17 protein-coding genes are annotated in these 20,455 nt (G+C 51.1%); all 17 read right to left on the reverse strand.

Going from position 1 to position 20,455, the window contains the following annotated elements; all coding sequences use genetic code 11:
* Positions 1 to 11: 11 nt before the first annotated feature.
* The 17 genes from C7U56_RS14055 to C7U56_RS14135 all read right to left on the reverse strand — a co-directional run bounded on the left by C7U56_RS14055 (position 12) and on the right by C7U56_RS14135 (position 20,371).
* On the reverse strand, positions 12 to 287 hold the full coding sequence (locus C7U56_RS14055; protein ID WP_107001743.1) for a type II toxin-antitoxin system HicB family antitoxin: 276 nt from the start codon (positions 285 to 287) through the stop codon (positions 12 to 14).
* A 94-nt stretch (positions 288 to 381) separates the two neighbouring features.
* The gene (locus tag C7U56_RS14060; protein ID WP_370824217.1) at positions 382 to 2,088 is read right to left on the reverse strand and encodes a putative manganese-dependent inorganic diphosphatase; all 1,707 of its coding nucleotides are present in this window, start codon (positions 2,086 to 2,088) and stop codon (positions 382 to 384) included.
* 330 nt (positions 2,089 to 2,418) lie between these two features.
* Positions 2,419 to 3,363, reverse strand: a complete 945-nt coding sequence (locus C7U56_RS14065) for an ROK family glucokinase (protein ID WP_107001744.1) — start codon at positions 3,361 to 3,363, stop codon at positions 2,419 to 2,421.
* Positions 3,364 to 3,592: 229 nt separating this feature from the next.
* A complete protein-coding gene (gene tkt, locus C7U56_RS14070; protein WP_022360014.1) occupies positions 3,593 to 5,578 on the reverse strand; it encodes a transketolase in 1,986 nt (661 codons plus the stop codon).
* A gap of 46 nt (positions 5,579 to 5,624) precedes the next feature.
* Positions 5,625 to 6,908 (reverse strand): DUF5711 family protein, encoded by a 1,284-nt coding sequence (locus tag C7U56_RS14075; RefSeq protein ID WP_107001745.1) that lies wholly within the window; start codon positions 6,906 to 6,908, stop codon positions 5,625 to 5,627.
* A gap of 72 nt (positions 6,909 to 6,980) precedes the next feature.
* Positions 6,981 to 8,291 carry a LysM peptidoglycan-binding domain-containing protein gene (locus C7U56_RS14080; protein ID WP_107001746.1) on the reverse strand — a complete coding sequence of 437 codons (1,311 nt, stop codon included), beginning with the start codon at positions 8,289 to 8,291 and terminating at the stop codon, positions 6,981 to 6,983.
* A 191-nt stretch (positions 8,292 to 8,482) separates the two neighbouring features.
* Entirely contained in the window at positions 8,483 to 9,082 is a 600-nt protein-coding gene (gene yyaC / locus C7U56_RS14085; protein ID WP_107001747.1) for a spore protease YyaC, read from the reverse strand.
* A 216-nt stretch (positions 9,083 to 9,298) separates the two neighbouring features.
* Entirely contained in the window at positions 9,299 to 10,393 is a 1,095-nt protein-coding gene (locus C7U56_RS14090; protein ID WP_107001748.1) for a hypothetical protein, read from the reverse strand.
* 45 nt (positions 10,394 to 10,438) lie between these two features.
* Entirely contained in the window at positions 10,439 to 10,705 is a 267-nt protein-coding gene (locus tag C7U56_RS14095; protein WP_107001749.1) for a hypothetical protein, read from the reverse strand.
* Between the two features lie 150 nt (positions 10,706 to 10,855).
* Positions 10,856 to 11,659, reverse strand: a complete 804-nt coding sequence (locus C7U56_RS14100) for a sugar phosphate isomerase/epimerase family protein (RefSeq protein WP_233430282.1) — start codon at positions 11,657 to 11,659, stop codon at positions 10,856 to 10,858.
* Positions 11,660 to 11,737: 78 nt separating this feature from the next.
* Positions 11,738 to 12,886: an ABC transporter ATP-binding protein gene (locus tag C7U56_RS14105; RefSeq protein WP_107001750.1), complete on the reverse strand. Its 1,149-nt coding sequence runs from the start codon at positions 12,884 to 12,886 to the stop codon at positions 11,738 to 11,740.
* A gap of 42 nt (positions 12,887 to 12,928) precedes the next feature.
* Positions 12,929 to 13,753: a carbohydrate ABC transporter permease gene (locus C7U56_RS14110; protein WP_107001751.1), complete on the reverse strand. Its 825-nt coding sequence runs from the start codon at positions 13,751 to 13,753 to the stop codon at positions 12,929 to 12,931.
* Positions 13,743 to 14,633, reverse strand: a complete 891-nt coding sequence (locus tag C7U56_RS14115; protein WP_022360022.1) for a carbohydrate ABC transporter permease — start codon at positions 14,631 to 14,633, stop codon at positions 13,743 to 13,745. The genes C7U56_RS14110 and C7U56_RS14115 overlap by 11 nt, the downstream gene beginning before the upstream one ends.
* 278 nt (positions 14,634 to 14,911) lie before the next feature.
* Positions 14,912 to 16,279 (reverse strand): ABC transporter substrate-binding protein, encoded by a 1,368-nt coding sequence (locus C7U56_RS14120; RefSeq protein ID WP_107001752.1) that lies wholly within the window; start codon positions 16,277 to 16,279, stop codon positions 14,912 to 14,914.
* A gap of 429 nt (positions 16,280 to 16,708) precedes the next feature.
* On the reverse strand, positions 16,709 to 18,058 hold the full coding sequence (locus C7U56_RS14125) for a glucose-6-phosphate isomerase (RefSeq protein ID WP_107001753.1): 1,350 nt from the start codon (positions 18,056 to 18,058) through the stop codon (positions 16,709 to 16,711).
* 126 nt (positions 18,059 to 18,184) lie between these two features.
* Positions 18,185 to 19,270, reverse strand: coding sequence for a hypothetical protein (locus C7U56_RS14130; protein WP_022360025.1), 1,086 nt, complete (start codon positions 19,268 to 19,270; stop codon positions 18,185 to 18,187).
* Between the two features lie 402 nt (positions 19,271 to 19,672).
* Positions 19,673 to 20,371 (reverse strand): 5'-methylthioadenosine/adenosylhomocysteine nucleosidase, encoded by a 699-nt coding sequence (locus tag C7U56_RS14135; RefSeq protein WP_022360026.1) that lies wholly within the window; start codon positions 20,369 to 20,371, stop codon positions 19,673 to 19,675.
* Positions 20,372 to 20,455 lie beyond the last annotated feature (84 nt).

Raw genomic sequence — 20,455 nt, forward strand, 5'->3', positions numbered from 1 at the left:
CCTATATCCTCTTAATCGTTGTCCGGGAGAAGTTTGATCCGGACCATGATCTGTTTCACCATGCTTCCTTCCGGCAGGCTCATATCATCGATATGCGTCTGTGCCGGCAGATCGCCCTCTTCCTCCAGCTCCAGGCTGATCCAGTTGTACGCTGCCTCCCGCGCATTTTCCACCGCATCCTCCAGATCCGGACCTTCCGCCTCGCAGCACTCCAAATCCGGGAAATATGCATCATACCCTTTTCCATCTTTCTTAGGCGTAAAAACCGCCGGATATACAAATGTCATGGTATCCTTCCTTTCCGTCCGACCTTCCTGCCCTGCACGAACTATCACTGGATTTTCCGTATGAAACAATCCCGTCCGCGCACTGTCACCTGATTTACTGCTCCAGTGTCACTGTCAGTGCCGGAATCAGCTGTTTCTTTCTGGAAACAACGCCCGGCAGTGTTGCCGTCTGCTTCAGCTCTTCATTTGCATCACCTACGTGGAACGCATCTGCCACAACCTGTGCCGCCCCCTGTCCAACACAGAGAAGTTCGGTCGTCTCCGTCAGGATATTCGTCAGCATGAAGAAGAGCATATCCAGACCTTCGTCCTCACGCGCCTTCTCCATAAACGGCAGCATACGGTTCTTCAGCTTTCCAAGCTCCTCTGCATTCAGGGAGTTGATCTGACCGACGCCGAAGTTTGTCTTTCCAGCTGAGAATTTCTTGAAATCCAGATACAGAATCTCTGCATCGCTCTTGCCCTTTAACTCGCTGCCTGCCTCAAACATCTGGTTTGCGAACTCATCCAGCTTGATGCCTGCCATCTCAGCCAGAGAAACCGCTGCCGCCCGATCCATCGGTGTGCAGGTCGGAGAACGGAACAGAAGCGTATCGGAGATGATCGCACTGCAGAGCAGACCTGCGATGGTCTTGTCGATCTCCAGCCCCTGTTCGCGGTACATCTGGAAGATGATTGTTGCCGTACAGCCGAGCGGCTGGTTACGGAAGAAGACCGGTCCGACTGTCTCCACAGTACCCAGACGATGGTGGTCAATCAGCTCCAGGATATTGGCATTCTCGATGCCGTCTACCGCCTGGCCGCGCTCATTGTGATCGACCAGAATCACGTTCTTGCCGCGCGCACCCAGTAAGTTACGGCGGGAAATCAGGCCTTTGTATTTGCCTTCTTTATCGAGTACCGGGAAATGACGGAAACGCTTGCTTGCCATCACATCCTTAATATCATCGATGAAATCATCTGTATCGAAGGTGATCAGCTTCTCAGTCTTCATGAAATAGCTGATCGGCATACTCTGGTTAATGAGACGGGCTGCCGTGTAGGTATCATACGGAGTTGTGATGACGGTACAGCCGCGCTCCTGTGCCAGTTTTTTGATCGTCATGGAAACGCCAGCGCCCTCACACACGATGATACAGCTTGCACCCATCTCGATCGCGCACAGCTGCGACTCATAGCGGTTGCCGAGGATAACCAGGTCGTTCTTTTCAATATAATATTCCATCATATCCGGATTAGCTGCCGCAATCAGGACTTTTCCTTTATCAAAGTACGCTTTCTCATCGCCAACAAAAATCGCGCCCTCCAGGGTCTCGATGATATTTGCATACTGAGTGCATGCCTTGGAAAGAATGCTGCTGTCGTATACATTCATATAAGAACGGGTAATATCGCCGACTGTGATCAGACCTTCCAGTATATTCTTATCGGTAACAGCCGGAAGTGTTACCAGACCATCCTCCTGCATCAGGTTCCATGCTTTTCTCAGGGAAATATTCTTGGAAACACCTGGAGTCTCGCGGATCTCAATATCCTTGACCTGCGTTTTGACGGATTTAATCAGTTTCGGCACATCTACCTTAAAGTAATCCAGTACGAAGGTTGTCTCCGGGTTCAGTTCTCCGGCACGGCACGGTACATATTCGCCGCCCGTCTGAAGTGTTTTGAAATTCGCATAGCCGATTGCAGAACAAATCGAATCCGTATCCGGGTTTTTATGTCCAATTACAATCGTTTTCTTTGCTTTTTCCGCTGCCATTTTTTCCTCCTGATTCGCACCGTGCGCTGCAAATTCTGCCATTTTTCTTTCTATCCTCTGTTTTGATAGAGAAACCTCTGATTCGTGAAACTTTTTTGTACAAAATCTCCAATTTTCATAATCTGTTTACACGGTGTTCATATTTTATTCATATCTTATTTTTATACTAAAAGCATAAAAGATTTCACTTTTCAAATTTGTTTTATAGTGATTTTGCACATAGATTTTTCATAATTGCCCCGGATGCTTGACCGCTCCGGGGTCTCCTCTTGTCTACAGCATATTTTCGGCATATCTGAACGCTTTTCTATCTCTATTTCCTTCAAACGTCCAGACCCTTTACCCTGCACTCTGTCACTCAAAACAAGGCGCCTAATCTAAGATCAGTCTCGCCGCCCCATAGATACCTGCGTCATTTCCCAATGTTGCCAGGCGAACCTCGCCCTTATTCTCAGAGATCGGGGTCAATTCACGGTAATAGCGGTCAATCCAATCCGTTAAAAAAGTCCCCGCCTTTGACACGCCGCCTCCGATGACAAAAATCTCCGGATCCACGGTCATCGAAATAGTCGCCAGCGCCCATCCGAGATAATAGCACACGGTGTCCATAACCTCCAGCGCCAGTGCATCCCCGGCTTTTGCCGCATCCAGCACATCTTTTGCGGTGATCGCATCACCGTAGGCACGCATCACCGACGCATCCGGCTTTGCCGCCATCTTCCGCCTCGCTTCCCTGGCGATACCGGTCGCGGACGCTACCTGTTCCAGACAGCCGTGTCCGCCGCAGTTGCAGGTTTCTTTCTCGCCCTCGCGGATATGGATATGACCGATCTCGCCGCCCAGTCCGTGGCGTCCTGCAACGATCTTCTGATCGTGTACCACGCCGCCGCCGACACCGGTTCCCAGCGTCACCATCACGATATCATGGCAGCCCTTGCCGCCGCCCTGCCACATCTCGCCGAGCGCCGCCACATTAGCATCATTACCGGAGCGGACCGGCATTCCATCTAATAACTCACTCAAAATCTTCTGCGGGTTCAGATCGCGCCATCCCAAGTTGACGCAGACCTCCACATAGCCGTCCGGCTGCACCGGACCCGGAAATCCCATACCTGCGCCGATCACGGCGTCCATCGGGATTCCCTGCTCGTTCAATTTCTTCCTGATCGAAGCGGCTACATCCGGAAGAATGTACGCCCCATTCTCTTCCTTGCGGCTCGGAACCTCCCACTTATAAACAAGCGTTCCGTCCGTCTCAAAAATACCAATCTTAACCGTCGTTCCGCCGACGTCTATCCCAATACATTTTTTTTCCATGTCTGGATCCCTTCCCTTACGGCTGCACCGGCAGCCTTTCTTCTATGCCCTCATCTTTTTTCTGCGCTGGCTCTTATTATACGCAATGCATCCCCGTTTTGCAAGGTTTGGAAAGCAAAATACACCTGCCTGCCGGAGAAAGGCGCATTTCTGCTTAAGCGGTACCGCATTCTTTTCTGCCGACAGACAGGTGCCTGTCTTTTATCTTATTTTTTTACCAAAATCAGCATTATTTCAGGCTCTTAGCCACCTCTACCACATGCTCAACGGTAAAGCCGAACTTCTTGAACAGAAGCCCTGCCGGTGCGCTGGCGCCGAAACTTTCCATCGCGATGATCTTGCCGTCTAAGCCGGTGTACTTGTCCCAGCCGAAGCTTCCAAGCGCCTCTACTGCTACACGGCGGCGTACTTCTCTCGGAAGTACGGACTCCTTGTACTCCTCGCTCTGCTCCTCGAACAGATCCATACACGGCATGGAGACAACGCGGACTTTCTGACCTTCTGCTGCCAGAGTCTCTTTTGCATGAACCGCCAGAGCTACCTCGGAACCGCTGGCAATCAGAATTAACTCCGGTGTGCCTTCGCAGTCGTCGATGATGTAGCCGCCCTTTAATGCCTCACGGCTGCTGCCTGCCATCGGCTCCAGATTCTGTCTGGTCAGCACCAGTGCGGTCGGTGTGTGCTCGGAAGTAACAGCACTGTACCAAGCTGCCTCTGTCTCGGTCGCATCGCACGGGCGGAATACATGGAAGTTCGGCATCGCACGCAGCGCTGCCATCTGCTCGATCGGCTCATGGGTCGGTCCATCCTCACCAACGCCGATACTGTCATGCGTAAATACATAGGTCAGCGGCACGCCCATCAGTGCAGACAGTCTTGCCATCGGTTTGCAGTAATCACTGAATACAAAGAAGGTCGATACATACGCACGCAGACCGCCGTGCAGCATGATGCCATTTCCGATCGCTGCCATCGCAAGCTCGCGGACACCGAAGTGCAGGTTACGTCCAGCTCTGTCCTCCTTGGAGAAGTCGCCCGCATCCTTCATGTTAGTCTTGTTGGACGGTGCTAGGTCAGCAGAACCGCCAAACAGGTTCGGCAGAACATCCTTGATGTAGTTGATCAGGCGTCCGGAGATCGCACGGCTTGCTTCCGGTTTCTCCTGTTTTGCCCAGAATCCGGCGTCATCTTTCAGCGCCTCGCCCGCCTTTGCATTGTGATACTGGTTCCAGAGCGCTTCCATCTCCGGATATTCCTCGCAGTAAGCGGCAAACATCACGTTCCATGCAGCTTCTACCTCTGCCTTCTGCTCTGCGATCTCGGAGTAGTTTTTGTATACCTCTTCCGGTACGAAGAACGGCTCTTCGCTCGGCCAGTTTAAGTTCTTTCTGAGTGCTTCCACATTCTCCACGCCCAGCGGCTCGCCGTGTGCGCTCGCCTTGCCCTGTTTTGCCGGGCAGCCGAAGCCGATCTGCGTCTTGATGGTGATAAAGGACGGATGCTCGGTATCTGCCTTTGCAGCCTCGATCGCCTTGCCGATCGCGTCGATATCATTGCCGTCTTCTACAGTGATCGTCTGGAAACCAAATGCCTGCATACGCTCCTGTACATTCTCACGGAATGCGATGTCGGTGCTTCCCTCGATGGAAATGCGGTTGGAATCATAGAGAACAATCAGCTTGGAAAGTCCCAGGGTACCTGCCAGAGAGAATGCCTCAGAGGAAATGCCTTCCATCATACATCCGTCGCCGCCCAATACATAGGTGTAATGGTCAACTACCGGATAATTTTCTTTGTTGAATACGCTTTCCAGATGTGCCTCAGCCATCGCCATGCCGACTGCCATACCCATACCTGCGCCCAGCGGACCGGTCGTCGCCTCAACGCCAACGGTATGACCATATTCCGGATGTCCCGGAGTCTTGGAATCTAACTGGCGGAAGTTCATCAGATCTTCTTTGGAAAGATTTCCGTAGCCAAACAGGTGCAGCAGAGAGTACAGCAGCATGGAACCATGACCGCCGGATAAGATGAAACGGTCTCTGTTCTCCCACTTCGGGTTAGCTGGGTTATGGTTCATATGATGTGCCCACAGTTCATAAGCCGCTGCTGCACATCCCAGCGGAAGTCCCGGATGACCGGAATTTGCCTTCTGGATTGCGTCTGCGGATAAAATCCGGATCGCGTTTACGGATAATGTGTCAATCTGATTCATAAGTAACCTCCTGCTATGTATCTTAATTTTAAAAACTAAACGTGTGTTATTTGAGGCGGATCTCGCGCATCCGGTCGCCGCCGCTGATAATCAATGAATTGAACGCGCGGCCGCGTGTTACCTGCGCCACAGAGAAATCAAACTCCCCGGCAAACCGCTCCTTGCCGGACAGACTGTAGACCCGACAGGAATTTTCGTTATTTAGGATGACGAAATCGCCCTGTATATTTATGTTACGCCACGAATACGAGAAATCTGCCGTACCCATAGCGGTTCCATCGGATTTAAACATGCTCAAACGGCTCTCACTTCCGCCCTCGGTGTTGTCCGAGATGACCGCCACATAGTCCTTCGACCATGCCACGCCACGGACTTCCCCGTCGATCTCCGCCTGGCGCACCAGCGCCGGGCTTGTTACATTTTCCAAAGAGAAAAATGCCACCTGATCATCCGCAAATGCACACGCGTGATCCTCGTCGAGAAACCGGACGCGCGGACAGATGCTGTCTCCCAGCTCATCAAAACCTCCGACCAGACGGTCTGGATAATTCTTTCCATATTCGGAGAAATTGTAAAATACAATCCGGTTTTTGAGTGCCCCGTCCTGCAGATACAGGTCGGAAAGCATGACCTGCGTACCATCCGGCGATAAGGAAACGTCCATCAGGTAACCATTTCCCGACATAACCGTCTTGATCGCCCAGTCAAGCTCGCTGCCGTCTTTCTTGAAAAAGGTCACATACGAAGCATTGCTGTCCTCCACCAGCGCCGCCACGATGCCGTATGCCGATACGCTGACGCGCAGGATCGGCAGAAGCGTCGTCGCCTGTCCCTGGCTTCCGGTCTTGTCCACAATATAAATATCATTGCCCTGCTGGTCCCCGATCACGGCATAATCGCCGTTGACATAGCAGATCGGTGATTTCAGCTCATAACTCATCGACCAGACTGCCTTGCCGGACTTGTCCAGATAGGAAGCTCCGTCCTTCGTGTATTTCAGGACATTTTCCCCAAACGGGACAAATTCCGTCGTGCTGCTCTCACTCGCCGCAATCTCTTTTTCCCACGCCACCGTATAGTCCGTGTAGGCATGGTTATCTTTATAATACATAAAACCAACCGCCAAAAGCGCCGCGATTAACACCGCCGTCAGCACCTTGCGGAGACGTTTCCGTCTGGAATGGCGCTCGGCTTTCTCCGCCACCTCTTCCTCATTTTCCCCGTGGCTTATGCCCCGGCGGGGAAACATGTCCTGCGTGGCGGTGTCGATCACACGCCCTCTCAGCTGCTTTTTCTTCTGTTCCCGTTCAATCGGGTTCATCTCACTCATTTTTTTATCTCCTGTAGCTGGACTGCCATCTTGATTATACACTATTTTAGATGGTTTGGCATTATCTTTTTGCTATTCTCCGGACACATCCGGCAGCACCAGCGTCTGCCCTGCGATAATGCGGTTTTCATCGGTCAGATGGTTGACTGCAAGGATATCGTCCAGATGACGGATATTGCCATAAAGCTTAAAACAGATCCCATAGAGCGTCTCCCCATCCCCGACCGTGTACGTGCCGCCGGGCTTCAAGTTTGTGACCGGATAGTCCTGTCCCGCCGTCGAATTGCCGCCCGGATTCGGCAGGTCGCGCTGTGCCTCCGGCTCCGGCAAAATGTACGGGGCTTTCGTCTCCGCCATTTTTCCGTCCTCTTCGCTCTGCCCGCCGGAAGCCTGTCCATTCTGTCTGCCTGCTATGGCAGTGCCCTCTGTGTCTCCATCCGCCGCGCTCTCAAGTGTCCATTTATGCGCCTGTCCTCCGTTTTGCGCTGTTGTTCCGCCTGCATCCACATCCGCGCCGGCCTCGCCGCTCTCAAGCGGCGTCACACTGCCGCGGAGCTGTTCCACCGTGACCGCCTCTTTCCCGTCCGCAGTGCCCCGCACACCATCCGGAAGGACGGATACCAGCACACTCTCCATCTCGCGCATTTTCTGGTAATTGCCGAAAAGCACCACGCCGCCGGCAAGCACCGCGACCGAAAGCACGCCGCACAGCGTCCCCAGCGCCCGGATCGTCCCGTAACGCGACGCCGCCTCCTGCTGCCGCTCTTCCATCCGGTTACGGAAATCGCGGATCACCCGATCGCCGGTGCCTGTCTCCACCCGGCGGGCGTCCTTCCGCAGAATCATATAATCCTGCATCATCTGGTTTTTCTCGTAGTATATATGATATCCTTTCAAACGGTAAAACCCGTCCTCCGACATCACATAGTATGCCGCCTCACCGTCCACGCCGCTGTTTATGTACATGAGCTGGTTTTTCCCACCGAAATACTGCTTGTGCAGCCGCCAGTAGGTCAGGGGACTTAACATACACCCCGGCGCGCCGCAGATAAACCACCCCTGCACGGTCTTTTTCGGAAATGTCTCCTCCATCCGCTGGTATGCCTTTTTCCATGCCGCCTCCGAAAAGACAATCTTCTCCCCGGACGGCACAACCTCCTCCATCTCCAGCGCCCCGTCCACAAAGAGGCACGGAACCTCCTGCTGTGGATCCGAATTTCCGAGCAGCAGCCCGACCCGGAGTCCCGGTCCGCCGGATGGATATACCTGTTTCAAATACGTGTTTACATAATCTTCCACATACAACCGGACCACCTCATCCCGCTCGCCGATCTGCCGGATATTTTTCGGCAGTTCTGCGCGGGAACCAGAATATTCTCCCATATGTTCACCCCACTATGATAGATTCTCCTGAAACCGGGTCTGTACTTGCTTCCATGATTTGATTGCTGCACCGTGCAGCATTTTCAGTGCTGAAAATACCTGCTCAAATACAGTAACATGATTTTCCGTAATTTCAGGAGTATGATGAATTTCTTTCCGCCTATCATAACGCCGATTGCATGCAAAATTTGTCAAACGGAGGCAGCATCCAGGCAAAAATTTTCGACAAGCCCGATCCCCGCGCTGATGCAGTCTGCCAGCTGCATGACGAGTGCCAGGCGGATACTCTGCAGCATCATCGGATCGTAATGGCTGCAGCCCGCCACGATCCCGGTGATAAAGAGATCTCCAACCGCGTGAAGCTCCTTGCAGACGCCAAGCCCCGGCTTTAAAGCCCCACGCCCCAGCGTGACATAGCCGACGTGGCTTTCATCGCCAACCGAGGCATCGACCGCCACCACCAGCGCATCCGGGTACCCATTTTTTAAAACCTGCACGTAATGTTCCAGGTTCATCGCGTGCACGGGGCGATCAAGTGTTCCGAATACCAGCGTACCGCGCCGCCGTTCCTGTTTGAGTTTATATCCGATCAACGGTCCCAGACTGTCTCCGGTCGAGCGATCCGTGCCGATGCAGAGGAAAACCAGTTTCTTTTTATGCCTTCGGGTCATTTCTTCCTGAATCAGCCCACTTAACTGCCCTGCCAGCTCTCCCACCGCGTCCCGGCGGGCTGAATTGTAGTAATATATCTCCGGACTGCCACCGAACCGGCTGCGTCCCCGTCTGTTCATCTCCCACACCGTCCTGTTTTCTCCCTGCCTGTTGGACAGGGGTTGTTTTACCTTTATTATAGGCTGGGTGGCAGGAAATTATGCGAAAATGAAGAGAATTGATCCCGGATGAAAAAAGATGTGACACCGGGTGCTGCCAAAGCCGCCCCGTGTCACATCTTTTTTCTGGTTGTTCTTATATCTAATTATTTATTTTTATGAAATAAATTCCGCGGCTTACTTTCCGCCGCGTTCGCGGTACTCTGCGATGACCTCGCTTAAATTAACGGCTGTGCTGTTATCCAGAATATGTTTCAGCGCGTCCAACTTTTCTGGATTCAGAAATTCCTTGCCTAAGTAGCACTCGTAGGTATCTGTGATAAAGATTCTCTTTTCCTTGATTACCGTCTCGGTATAGTGCAGGCGGCTCTCGACCTCCTGATGACCTTCTTTGAGTTGTTCGAGCTTTGCACGGCTGTTGCTGGTGATCTCATCGGTCAGGATGGTTTTTGTCACATTTTCGAAGGTGTTTAATGCGTCCTTTTTCTTCTTCGCCGTCTCCTCCAGATCCTGCTCCATCTGGGAGATCTCATCGTCGTATTTTTCCAGATCGTAGAGCGCTTCACTGCGATCCCGACGGATCGAGGAGGTGATCACCGCGATCTTGCGGTTGTTCGCCGCGATCAGACTGCGGATCGAACGTCCTTCCTGCAGCGTCGCCAGATGGCGATCCTTCGTCCAGTTTCCAATCAGGATATACAGTCCGCCAAAAACAACCACATCCACGCCGTAGATCATCGCCAGGTATAAAGTCTTCTGTTCTGGAAGCAGCTTGTAGATGCCGCACGGGATCAACAGGAAACAGATCGCAAAGGTAATCAACACCGTCAGAAATTCTTTGAATCCCCTCGGGAAATACAGCGCATAGTACAGTGGGCTTTTGCAGACAAATGGAACACGATCCGACTGGAACAGCGTCCGCATCCGCACGGCAAGCTCTCGGTTGTGCGCGTGAAGCTCCTGCGTTTCTTCCTTAATCCGCTCCTTGATGCCCTGGTTTTTCGCCTTTTCGCGGCGTGTCCGCGTGCGTTTCAGCTTATCCTGCAGCTTCCCAAGCTCATCGTCATAGCTTTTTTCAATCTCATCCCGGCGCTTTTTCACGGTCGAATTCACGGCATCCGCCACCGCTTTCCGCTCCGTCTCCAGCACGCGCAGACGCTTTTTCTCTTCCTGAGCAAGCGTCTCCTCCTGTTTTTCAAACTCCGCCAGCTCCACCACTGCCTGTCTGGCGTCTTCCAGAAATGTTTTCACATCCGTTATCGCCTGTGCCATCTCGCCCCTCCCGGTCTTTGTCTTTTTGTAACGGCTGCCTGCCCTTTATTCTTCCAGCACCTGTATCTCCAGATAATCGAAATCGATGCTCTCGATAAAGTTGTCCTGGGTAAAACGCGCCTTATCGTGGCGTTTGAACTCCTCGATCGTCTTATCCAGCCAGACCGGATGCCCCAGATCAAAGGCATAGCAAATCTGGTCGATCGCGTCAAACACCATCGCCGTTCTCGACATTGTATAATCACCGTTGCTGATCACAATATCCCTAAGCATCCGGTTTTCCTTCATCATTTTTCCCCAAAGACGAAACATCCTGCCGTTCCTTTCCCGCTGTCAAATTTCATTTTTACCGTGTCCGGATGTTCTCTCCGGACATCTTTTCTCACAATCTTATGTCCAGTATATCAGCTTTTTTAAGAGTTGACAAGGCGGGGCTTTTCGGCAAAATCCACTGCCACTGTGTCATCGTGCAGCACTTCCCATTTTCAAAAGAAACTGCAGATCGTCCTCAATCCCCCGCACATTTCCAGAAACATCCATCGCATACTCCATGACCCACTCGGCATCCGGCGTCGCCTGCTTTGCCAGTTTTAAGAAGCCGTCAAAATCAAGTGTTCCCTCATGAATCCTCTGATGGCTGTCGTGGACACCGTCGTTGTTGTGGAGATGGTACGCCACAATCTGGTCCGCCAGCGCGTTTACGACCCGCTTAAGCGACCAGCCGTTCGCCCAGGCGTGCCCGATGTCGATAAGCACTGCATACTGTTCCCGGCGGCACAGATCGATAAATTCCTGCTCATCGAAGAGACGGTTTCCGCGCTCCAGAACTCCGGCATTCTCCACGACCACCTGGGTTCCCGCCTCCTCACACAGCTGTTTCACGGTGTAATAATTTTCACAGGAAACGCGGACGCGGTCTTCCTTCTCGCCCGGTATGATGCGGCAGTTGTTGTGATGATAAACGAGATATTTGCTTGAAAGCTCTTTCGCATACGAAAGCGTCTTTTCAAGCAGCTCCATCGTGCGCGCATACTCTACAGTCCCCTCCGCTGCCGAATGCTCTGCCTGATAATATGGACCATGGAAACTGACCGGGACTTCCTTTAAGAGCGGCATGGCGTCCCGCAGGTTCTTCTCAAAGCATTCCTCATGAAACATCGGGAACACCTCGACTCCCACCTGTCCCGGAAACCGTTTGAGGTACGGAAGAACCTGACCGAACTCGCTGCCTTTATACATATTAGTACTGATAAGAATTTTTCTCATGATTGCATGTCTCCTCTTCAAAATATACGTTCAGAATCTTGTTTTGAAAACACTTTTTTCGCTCTATTATCTCTATTCTTACTGGGCGATCGCCTTTTCCAATTTCGGCACCGCCAGCTTTTCCTGTGCGCGGATCACCATCTCCGGGTAACCGAGCGATTTCTCCGTCCCGCGTTCAAACAGATGCAGCTTTTCCGTCTCCACATGGATGTATACCTTCTCACCCGGCTGCGGAATCTCGCCCTCGCGGATGGCAATCAGCTCGTTCTTGTCTCCCTCAACCTGAATATAAACACCGTACCGGTTTCCGTAATCCTCCACGTAACGGACCACGCCCTCGATCGACCGCTCCTGCGGGGTGCGGCTCATCATCACGTGTTCCGGGCGGACACCGGCGTACAGCAGTCCCGACGGGCACTGCGCGGCGATCCGCTGCCAGATACCCGGAAGTTCTACCTTCTGTTTCCCGATGACAAGCGCCCCGTTATGATATTCCGCCTCCACGATATTCATGGACGGCGAACCGATAAACTTCGCACAGAACACGCTTGCCGGACGATTGTACACGTGTGACGGGGTATCGAGCATTTCCATCTTGCCCCGGTACATGAGCGCGATCCGATCGCCAACCGTCATCGCCTCGATCTGGTCGTGCGTAACATAGACTAACGTCGGGTGGTACATTTCATGGATTTTTACCAGTTCTTTTCTCGCACGCATCCTAAGCTGTGCATCCAGGTTTGACAGCGGCTCGTCCAGAAGGAAATAGTCGGCGCGCTTTACCACGGCTCTCGCCAATGCCACTCTCTGGCGCTGTCCGCCGGAAAGCTCCTTCGGCTTCCGATCCTCCAGCCCTTCCAATTCCAGCATTTTGAGGACTTCTTTTAAGCGCGCATTGATCTCGTTCTCATCCATCTTGTGCGCTTTTAAACCATATATGATATTATTCTTGACGCTCATATGCGGAAACAGCGCATAGTTTTGAAACACCATCGAGACACCGCGCTCGCCGCACGGCACATCATTTACCACCTGGTCGCGCATCCATAGGTTTCCGGCAGTCACATTTTCCAGTCCCGCAATCATGCGAAGTGTCGTCGATTTTCCACAGCCGGACGGACCTAATAAAATCAGGCGTTCGCCCTCCTTTACCTCCATGCAGAGGTCCTCCACGACCACATTTTTGCCATACGCTTTTTTAACATTTTCAAATACAATATTTTTCATCGAATTAATCTATCCCTTTCTTATGTCCAGCGCAATCTCCCGTTATCCCTTCAATCCAGACGCCGCAAATGTATTGACGATATAGCGCTGGAAAATGATATACAGTACCAGCGGAATCAGCATCGTGAGCACCGACACCGCCATCGCGATCGTAAATTCCGTACCGCCCTCGGCACTGATGTACATCTGCAATGCCAGCGACAGCGTATAATTTTCCTTGGATTTTAAGATCAGCACCGGCCACACATATTCATTCCACGAATTGATAAAGAAAATGATGCCGGTGGAAATGATGGACGGACGCACCAGCGGAATCACAATGTCGCGCATGATTTTCATGTGCCGGATATTTTCCATCCGCGCCGCCTCAATGAGTGCCAGCGGGATTCCACGCATTGCCTGGCGCAGCAGGAAAATTCCCAGCACATCCGCCAGCTGCGGCAGTGCGACGCCCCAGATGCGATCGCGCAGACCGATCTTAGAGATCAGAAGATAATTTGGAATCATCGTGACCGTAAACGGGATGAACAGCGTGCTTAACATAATAAAATACAAAAATCCTTTTCCCTTAAACCGGAAATAGACGAACGCATACGCCGCCAGAAGTCCCGTGATTGTCTTAAAAATCGTGACCGTCGATGCAATCAGAAACGTATTCAGCGTGATTTTCACAAACGGCAGTTTGTCAAATACATGCCGGTAATTTTCCAGCGTCGGATGCAGCGGAATCACCTGAAAAACTGTGTTGAACGCCTCCTGCATCGTCTTGAAAGAGTTGGAAATTGCAAATACGATCGGCATAAGAAGGAGGAAAACGACCACCACCAGAAACAGATGCCAGCCGATCTGTCTGTCTTTAGTTTTCATAGTAAACCCCCTTTTCTACAAACCGGAATTCCAGCACCAAAAGAATGATAAAGAGTGCCATCGTCATGACCGATACCGCCGAGGAAGTTCCTGTTTTATAGAGTGTAAACGCCTCATGGTACGACATATAAATCAGGTTCGAGCTGGCATAGTTCGGTCCTCCCTGTGTGACGACCTTGATCGGCGTGAACACATACTGGAGTCCCTGCACGATCGTCGTAATAAACACATAGATCCCAGTTGCAGAACTCATCGGCACGACGATATCCTTAAAAATCTTCCACATCGGCACATTTTCCAGACGCGCCGCCTCGATGACCTCCATTGAGACACCGGAGACGCCCGCCAGAATGTTGATGAAATTGTAGCCAAACGTCTTCCAGGTCGTGATAATGCACAGTACCGCGATGACCCAGCCCTCCGTTTTCGACCAAAACGGCAGTTTCAGCCCAAACCAGCCTGCCACAATCGCGACCGGACCCGAAATCGGATTCAGAATCCATGTATACAGAATCGAGCCGACGACCAGCGAAATCACACTCGGCAGGAAAAAAACCGCCTTGTAAAAACTCTGTCCCTTTTTGATGACGCACGAAAGAATGAATGATAAAATGTACGGCATCACAAAGTTAAACACCAGAAGAATCACGATGTACCAGAATGTATTGCCAAAGATTTTCCATGTATTCGGATCCTTCAAAACGGAAATATAATTCCCCAGTCCCACAAACTTCTTGACCGGCTTTACCATGTTCCACTCAAAAAAACTCAAATACAGCGTGTAAAAAAGCGGATAAAACATAAATACCGCAAACATGACGAGCGACGGCAGCAAAAAAACATATCCAAGCGCTGCCTGTTTTTTGTCCTCCCGATTCAAACTATTTCCTCCATTCTAATGTACTATCGGAATCTTTCGGCGCCTGCCCAGCCACAACAGCAGGTGTTGGAAAGACCCTGAGCCTGCATTTTATGAAGGGGCTGCCGCCAAACAGCTCTTTCGCGCTCCGGCCGCTTCCTGCGTCTTATCTGCACGCAGTCCATTCTGCCAAAACACGTTCTGCTATTCCGCAACAACCCCATTCTCATTTCTGTCCTAAATTTTGTAATGATTTTTCTGCCACCCGAAAGCTGTTCCAAGCGTCAGGCTGCCTGTCCCTACTGTGCATCCAGCAGCTGGTTGATCGCATCCTGTGTGCTCGTCATACCATCTTTCGCAGATACCTGACCGCCCAGAATCTGGTCTCTCATATCCAGAAGAAGCTGCTCTGCCTCAAGGCCTGCATCGCCCGGGAATGCGGTCCATGATACAACGCCGTCCATCTGCTCAATCGCTGCATTCATCATTGTGTTCTCAGCCAGAAAATCTTTCAATCCATTTTCTGCCTCTGCCACATCTTTTCTCGGCGGTACATAACCGGTTCCCTCGGTCCATGCTGCCATTGATTCTACGCTGTAAAGATACTTTTCAAACTCCCATGCCGCCTGAATCTGCTCGTCGCTCTGCGCGGTGATGGCTAAGAAACAGCCGCCTGCCGGAACCTTGCGCTCCTTGTCGTTCCACAGCGGGGATTTCACAGTTGCTACGTCAAACTGTGCCCCCTTCTGTACGGAAGCGCGTCTCGCAATGGTGGTGTAAAGCATCGCGCAGTTGCCGTCGATAAAGCTCTGGCAGCCCTCTTCCCATGAAACATGAAGGGCAGAACCATCTTTTACCATATCCTGCATCATTTGCATTGCCGCAATGCCGTCCTCGGTTGCAAAGCTTGCTTTTTTCTTGCCGGATGCATCCGCAGTCAACATATCCGCTCCCGCGCTCTCAACCAATGCCTGCTGCGCCCAGAAGTCTGCCGGTTCCTGCATATAGAAACCATATTTTCCTGTCTTCTCTTTGACTGCCTCGGCAAATTCCTGTACTTCCTGCCAGGTCTCCGGTCCATCTTCGGAAAGGCCCGCTTCTTTTAAGAGATCTTTATTAATGTAGAGAACCGGGCTGCTTAAGGAGTACGGGATTCCGACCTGCTCGCCGTTGCTGTTGACTGCCAGGTCTAAGACATTTGGAAGGAAATTGTCGGTTAAGAAATTTGCATCCTCGCTGTCGAATTTATCAATCGCATCCTGCGGCGCCACATAGTCAAAGTTATTGGAGAAATAATCCAGAAATGCCCAGCCAATCTGAACAAGCGCCGGTGTATTTCCGGTCGCCGCTTCCGCCTGCAGGTTCTGCATCAGACCTTTGTACATATCCGGGTTGTATTTCGCTACTACCTCGATGTGGTCATTTTCCTCATTAAATTTCTTTACCAGATCGTCTACGACCAGACCTCCCTGGGTTTCTGCGTTACAGTGCCAGTATTCAATCACCGTTTTATCGCCGGATGCCGTCTTCTCTGCCCCGCTCTCTCCGGACGCGATCTGTGTGTCGCTGCTTCCTGTCGCCGAGCTGGATGCCTGGCTGCATCCTGCCATCAATGTCATCGTGCCTGCCATCGCAAGCGCCATCAGACGTCTCATACTTACCTTCATTCGTTCTCCTCCTGCTGCGGTGTCCCATCTCCCAGTCTCTCTTACCTTGGAACCAGCCATCTATGTCAAAATCGTGATCGGGAGTCCTTTGCCGCGCTTCTCTTCTGTCAAATCACTTGTGCTGTGTCCAGATTCTATCTTAAAGATGGTCTGTAAAATGCAGGAGGCGATTTATGTAAAAATTATCTATAATTTTTGAAAATTGTTTTTTCGAGGTTCTGCGGCATAAAAGAATGTGCCTTTTTGTGTAATGGGGAATTCCAAGAAATTTCCTATTACACACAAAAAACGCCTCTATCAGTTTTTGCTGATAAAAGCGTTTTTTATTCTATGTTCCGTTTTCTATTTTTAGATCCGGGCTGCAGTTTCCTTCATGAAACATGCCAGAGTGAACGCCGCAGAACGCATATTCTTTTACAGACCTGCCCCTTACAGTCTCTTAAGCAGCGCCTCTCTCGCTTCCTCATAGCCCGGTTTGCCAAGCAATGCAAACATATTTTTCTTATAGCTCTCTACGCCCGGCTGGTTGAACGGATTGACGCCCAGAAGGTATCCACTGACGCCGCAGGCAAATTCGAAGAAATAGAAGAGCTGTCCTAAGCTGTACGCATCCATCGCCGGGATCGTCACTTTCAGGTTCGGCACACTGCCGTCGGTATGTGCCAGAATCGTGCCGTTCATCGCACTCTTGTTGACGAAATCCACGCTCTTGCCAGCCAGATAGTTCATACCGTCCGTGTCAACATCTTCTTTCTTTAAAATGATCTCCGCCGGAGATTCAGCCACTTCCAGAACTGTCTCAAACATGATTCTCGCGCCGTCCTGGATGAACTGACCCATCGAATGAAGATCGGTCGTTAAATCAACCGCTGCCGGGAAAATACCTTTCTGATCCTTGCCCTCGCTCTCGCCGTAGAGCTGTTTCCACCACTCCGATACATAGTGCAGGCTCGGCTCATAGTTTGCCACAATCTCGACCTGTTTGCCTTTCCGGAGCAGAATGTTGCGGACCGCCGCATATAACAGAGCAGAATTCTTCTCAAACGGAGTCTCCAGTGCATTCTTTCTCGCGTCTGCCGCGCCCTGCATCAACGCATCTATATCCGCGCCGCTGACCGCGATCGGAAGCAGACCGACTGCCGTCAGGACGGAGAAACGACCGCCAACATCATCCGGAACCACGAAGGACTCGTAGCCCTCTTCATTTGCCAGATTCTTGAGTGCGCCCCGCGCCCGGTCTGTCGTCGCGTAGATTCGCTTGTTTGCCTCTTCTTTACCATACTTCTCAATCAGCATCTCCTTAAATACACGGAATGCGATCGCCGGCTCCGTTGTCGTACCGGACTTGGAAATAATATTGATAGAGAAATCTTTTCCATCGACCAAATCCATCAGATCATGGATGTATTTGCTGCTGATGCTGTTGCCAACGAAGTAAATCTCCGGTGTTTTTCTTTTTTCTTTCGGAAGATTATTGTAAAAACTATGGGACAGGAACTCGATCGCCGCTCTTGCGCCCAGATACGAACCGCCGATACCGATTACCAGCAGGACATCGGAATCCTTCTGAATCTTCTCCGCCGCTTTTTTGATGCGTCCGAACTCTTCCTTATCATAGTCCACCGGAAGGTCGATCCATCCAAGAAAATCATTGCCCGCGCCGGTCTTTTCTACCAGCGTCTCTCTTGCCGCCTGCACGCCCGCCTTGATACCGGCGATCTCTTCCTCATGAATAAATGCAGCTGCTTTTGAATAATCAAAGATCACATCTTTTCCCATATGTTTCCTCTCCTTTGCATTTCAGCCGTCCGCAGGCGGCGTGATTACTTTGTCAAAAACTTAACTTATCTTTATTATAGCAATCTGGACACCCGTGTGCAACCAGTTTTCAGTTGGAATCATCATTTACAACCCCGATAAATACTCCCTCATAATATCCCCCAGAACCTGCGCCTCCTCGCGGCTCAAACCTTTCATCCAGTCACCCGCATTTGCCTCGCCATTTCGTGTTTTCCGCGTATCCCGGCTTGCTGCAATCTGGTCGAGGCTCTGCTTCAAATACTCCATTTCCTTGTCGCCGGGACGCTCCTTCGCTTCCTGCCTGGGACCCGTATTGTTTTCCGTTTCATTTCCTGATACCATCCGGCGATCCGTAAGATGCCCATCTGTCTCATGCTTGTCCCGTTCCTCCGGTTCGCGCGGTGCAGTGCGAACTGCCCGCATCAGATTCTGTGCCCGTGCATCCCGCTCACGGAACGGATTCACTCTCATCGCTGTCCGCGATTTTCCTTTTTCAAACTCCGTTTCTCCCAGATCCCGGTTATCCGTTTCAGCACCATCCCGACCACTCACGCCGCGATCTGCCCGCAGAGTACTCTGCAGCCATTTCGGCATTTCCCGCACATTCGAGTCCACGCCAGCAATTCCGCCGGATACACCAGAAGCTCCGGACATTTCCTGTCCGCGTGTCTCCTTCTCACGTGCCGCCCGAAGAAACACCGAATTATCCACATACTCCAAAAGCGCCGTTTCCAGCCGCTGCTGTTTCTGGTCAATCTGGAAACAGCTCTCGATAAATGCCAGAAACAGACCGCTCATGACAGCTGCCGACGCATACAGCACAATATAGCTCGCATCCAGCTCATACCAGTATGCCAGAAATGCCTCCGCTGCTCCGGTCAGAAGCCCTAAAAGCACCATTTCCATTGACACGCCGTTCCACGCATCCAGCGAAATATGTAAAAATGAAAATCCGTCAATCTGCTTGTCCAGATATGCCTGCGTGTTCACGATGTTCTGTCCCAGGCGGCAGGTATTTTCCAACCGCTGCTTCAGATTTTGAAGATTCTTGTTCCGGGTCATCGCCATGTTGTCAGTTTCTTTTAATAATCTTTTGTAGAGGCTCCGTGTAATCAACTTGCTGACAAATCCGATCATTCCGATTGCCGCAAGAACGGACAGCGCTTTTCCAGTTTGTAAAAATTCCAGCATAAAAAAGCTCCCCTTTCTCTACTTCCGGATCACTTCCGGGTGGCTTGCCACAGGTCAGGTTTAGGCGCTTCGCAGTTTATCTCTTGCAATTTGCTTTTTACAATCTGCTTTTTGCATTCTGCTTTTTGCGCCTGTCAAATCCCGCCTGCATCGTGGCTTTATTATATCCGCCGAAAGAGTCTTTGTGAAGATGAGAAAGGGGAAAATCGTTCGTCAAATTCTGCCTTAATTCGATTTTTAATGGGTGTTTAAGCATGCAATATCATTAAATTATACCATATGTTTCCACATATGGCAAACACACGTTCTGTATTTTGCAAAAAATTTGGCACACCTAACTCATCACGAAAGTAACGAGAATGCGGTGTGCCGTTTTTCAAATTTTCGTGCTTATGAATTTAATTATGCCTCATAACGAGATGCCATCTCTAATAAGAGGTTTACCGAATGCTTGATCGCCTGCGCTTCAAATGCCGCATAGTCCATACCCGCACTGTCATCTGCCTTATCCGAAATGGCACGGATGATCAGGAACGGGATTCCGTTTAAATATGCCGCCTGTGCGATCGCTGCGCCCTCCATCTCGGTACAGCTTGCGCTAAACTGCTCGATCAACCACTCCTTTTTTGCCTTATCCGAGATAAACTGATCGCCGCTTACCACGCGTCCCGGAAATGCCTGAATCTCCGGATTTACCTTCTGGTTGCACTCAATCGCCAGCTCGCGCAGCTTCTCATCCGCCTCAAATGCAAAGGTATCTACACGCGGAATCTGTCCGATCCGGTATCCGAATCCGCTCGCATCCATATCATGCTGCACCGCATCCGTCGATACAACGATATCGCCAATGTTGATCTCTGCACGCAGGGAACCGGCGATACCTGTGTTCACAATCGCACTGATATGGAACCGATCCGCCAGAATCTGACTGCACATACCTGCATTTACCTTGCCGATACCAGAGCGAACCACAACTGCGTCCTTTCCGCCCAGTTTGCCCTGATAAAAATCCATACCGGCTACACTTGTCACGGTAACATCCGTCATTTTCTCCTTGATCTGAGCCACCTCTTCATCCATCGCTCCGATGATTCCTAACATCTGTTTGCCCTCCTGTTTTTCTGTTCTTTATTCTTCTGCCTTTCTTTTATAGATTTATAGAAAAAGAAATTCTTACTATTTGAT

It is taken from the genome of Clostridium fessum (assembly GCF_003024715.1).
Classification (GTDB): domain Bacteria; phylum Bacillota; class Clostridia; order Lachnospirales; family Lachnospiraceae; genus Otoolea; species Otoolea fessa.

Excerpts from the sequence above, each read along its gene's own strand:
- C7U56_RS14055 (WP_107001743.1), bottom strand. The coding sequence starts at position 287 with ATGACATTTGTATATCCGGCGGTTTTTACGCCTAAGAAAGATGGAAAA.
- C7U56_RS14060 (WP_370824217.1), bottom strand. The coding sequence starts at position 2,088 with ATGGCAGAATTTGCAGCGCACGGTGCGAATCAGGAGGAAAAAATGGCA.
- C7U56_RS14065 (WP_107001744.1), bottom strand. The coding sequence starts at position 3,363 with ATGGAAAAAAAATGTATTGGGATAGACGTCGGCGGAACGACGGTTAAG.
- tkt (WP_022360014.1), bottom strand. The coding sequence starts at position 5,578 with ATGAATCAGATTGACACATTATCCGTAAACGCGATCCGGATTTTATCC.
- C7U56_RS14075 (WP_107001745.1), bottom strand. The coding sequence starts at position 6,908 with ATGAGTGAGATGAACCCGATTGAACGGGAACAGAAGAAAAAGCAGCTG.
- C7U56_RS14080 (WP_107001746.1), bottom strand. The coding sequence starts at position 8,291 with ATGGGAGAATATTCTGGTTCCCGCGCAGAACTGCCGAAAAATATCCGG.
- yyaC (WP_107001747.1), bottom strand. The coding sequence starts at position 9,082 with ATGAACAGACGGGGACGCAGCCGGTTCGGTGGCAGTCCGGAGATATAT.
- C7U56_RS14090 (WP_107001748.1), bottom strand. The coding sequence starts at position 10,393 with ATGGCACAGGCGATAACGGATGTGAAAACATTTCTGGAAGACGCCAGA.
- C7U56_RS14095 (WP_107001749.1), bottom strand. The coding sequence starts at position 10,705 with ATGTTTCGTCTTTGGGGAAAAATGATGAAGGAAAACCGGATGCTTAGG.
- C7U56_RS14100 (WP_233430282.1), bottom strand. The coding sequence starts at position 11,659 with ATGAGAAAAATTCTTATCAGTACTAATATGTATAAAGGCAGCGAGTTC.
- C7U56_RS14105 (WP_107001750.1), bottom strand. The coding sequence starts at position 12,886 with ATGAAAAATATTGTATTTGAAAATGTTAAAAAAGCGTATGGCAAAAAT.
- C7U56_RS14110 (WP_107001751.1), bottom strand. The coding sequence starts at position 13,753 with ATGAAAACTAAAGACAGACAGATCGGCTGGCATCTGTTTCTGGTGGTG.
- C7U56_RS14120 (WP_107001752.1), bottom strand. The coding sequence starts at position 16,279 with ATGAAGGTAAGTATGAGACGTCTGATGGCGCTTGCGATGGCAGGCACG.
- C7U56_RS14125 (WP_107001753.1), bottom strand. The coding sequence starts at position 18,058 with ATGGGAAAAGATGTGATCTTTGATTATTCAAAAGCAGCTGCATTTATT.
- C7U56_RS14130 (WP_022360025.1), bottom strand. The coding sequence starts at position 19,270 with ATGCTGGAATTTTTACAAACTGGAAAAGCGCTGTCCGTTCTTGCGGCA.
- C7U56_RS14135 (WP_022360026.1), bottom strand. The coding sequence starts at position 20,371 with ATGTTAGGAATCATCGGAGCGATGGATGAAGAGGTGGCTCAGATCAAG.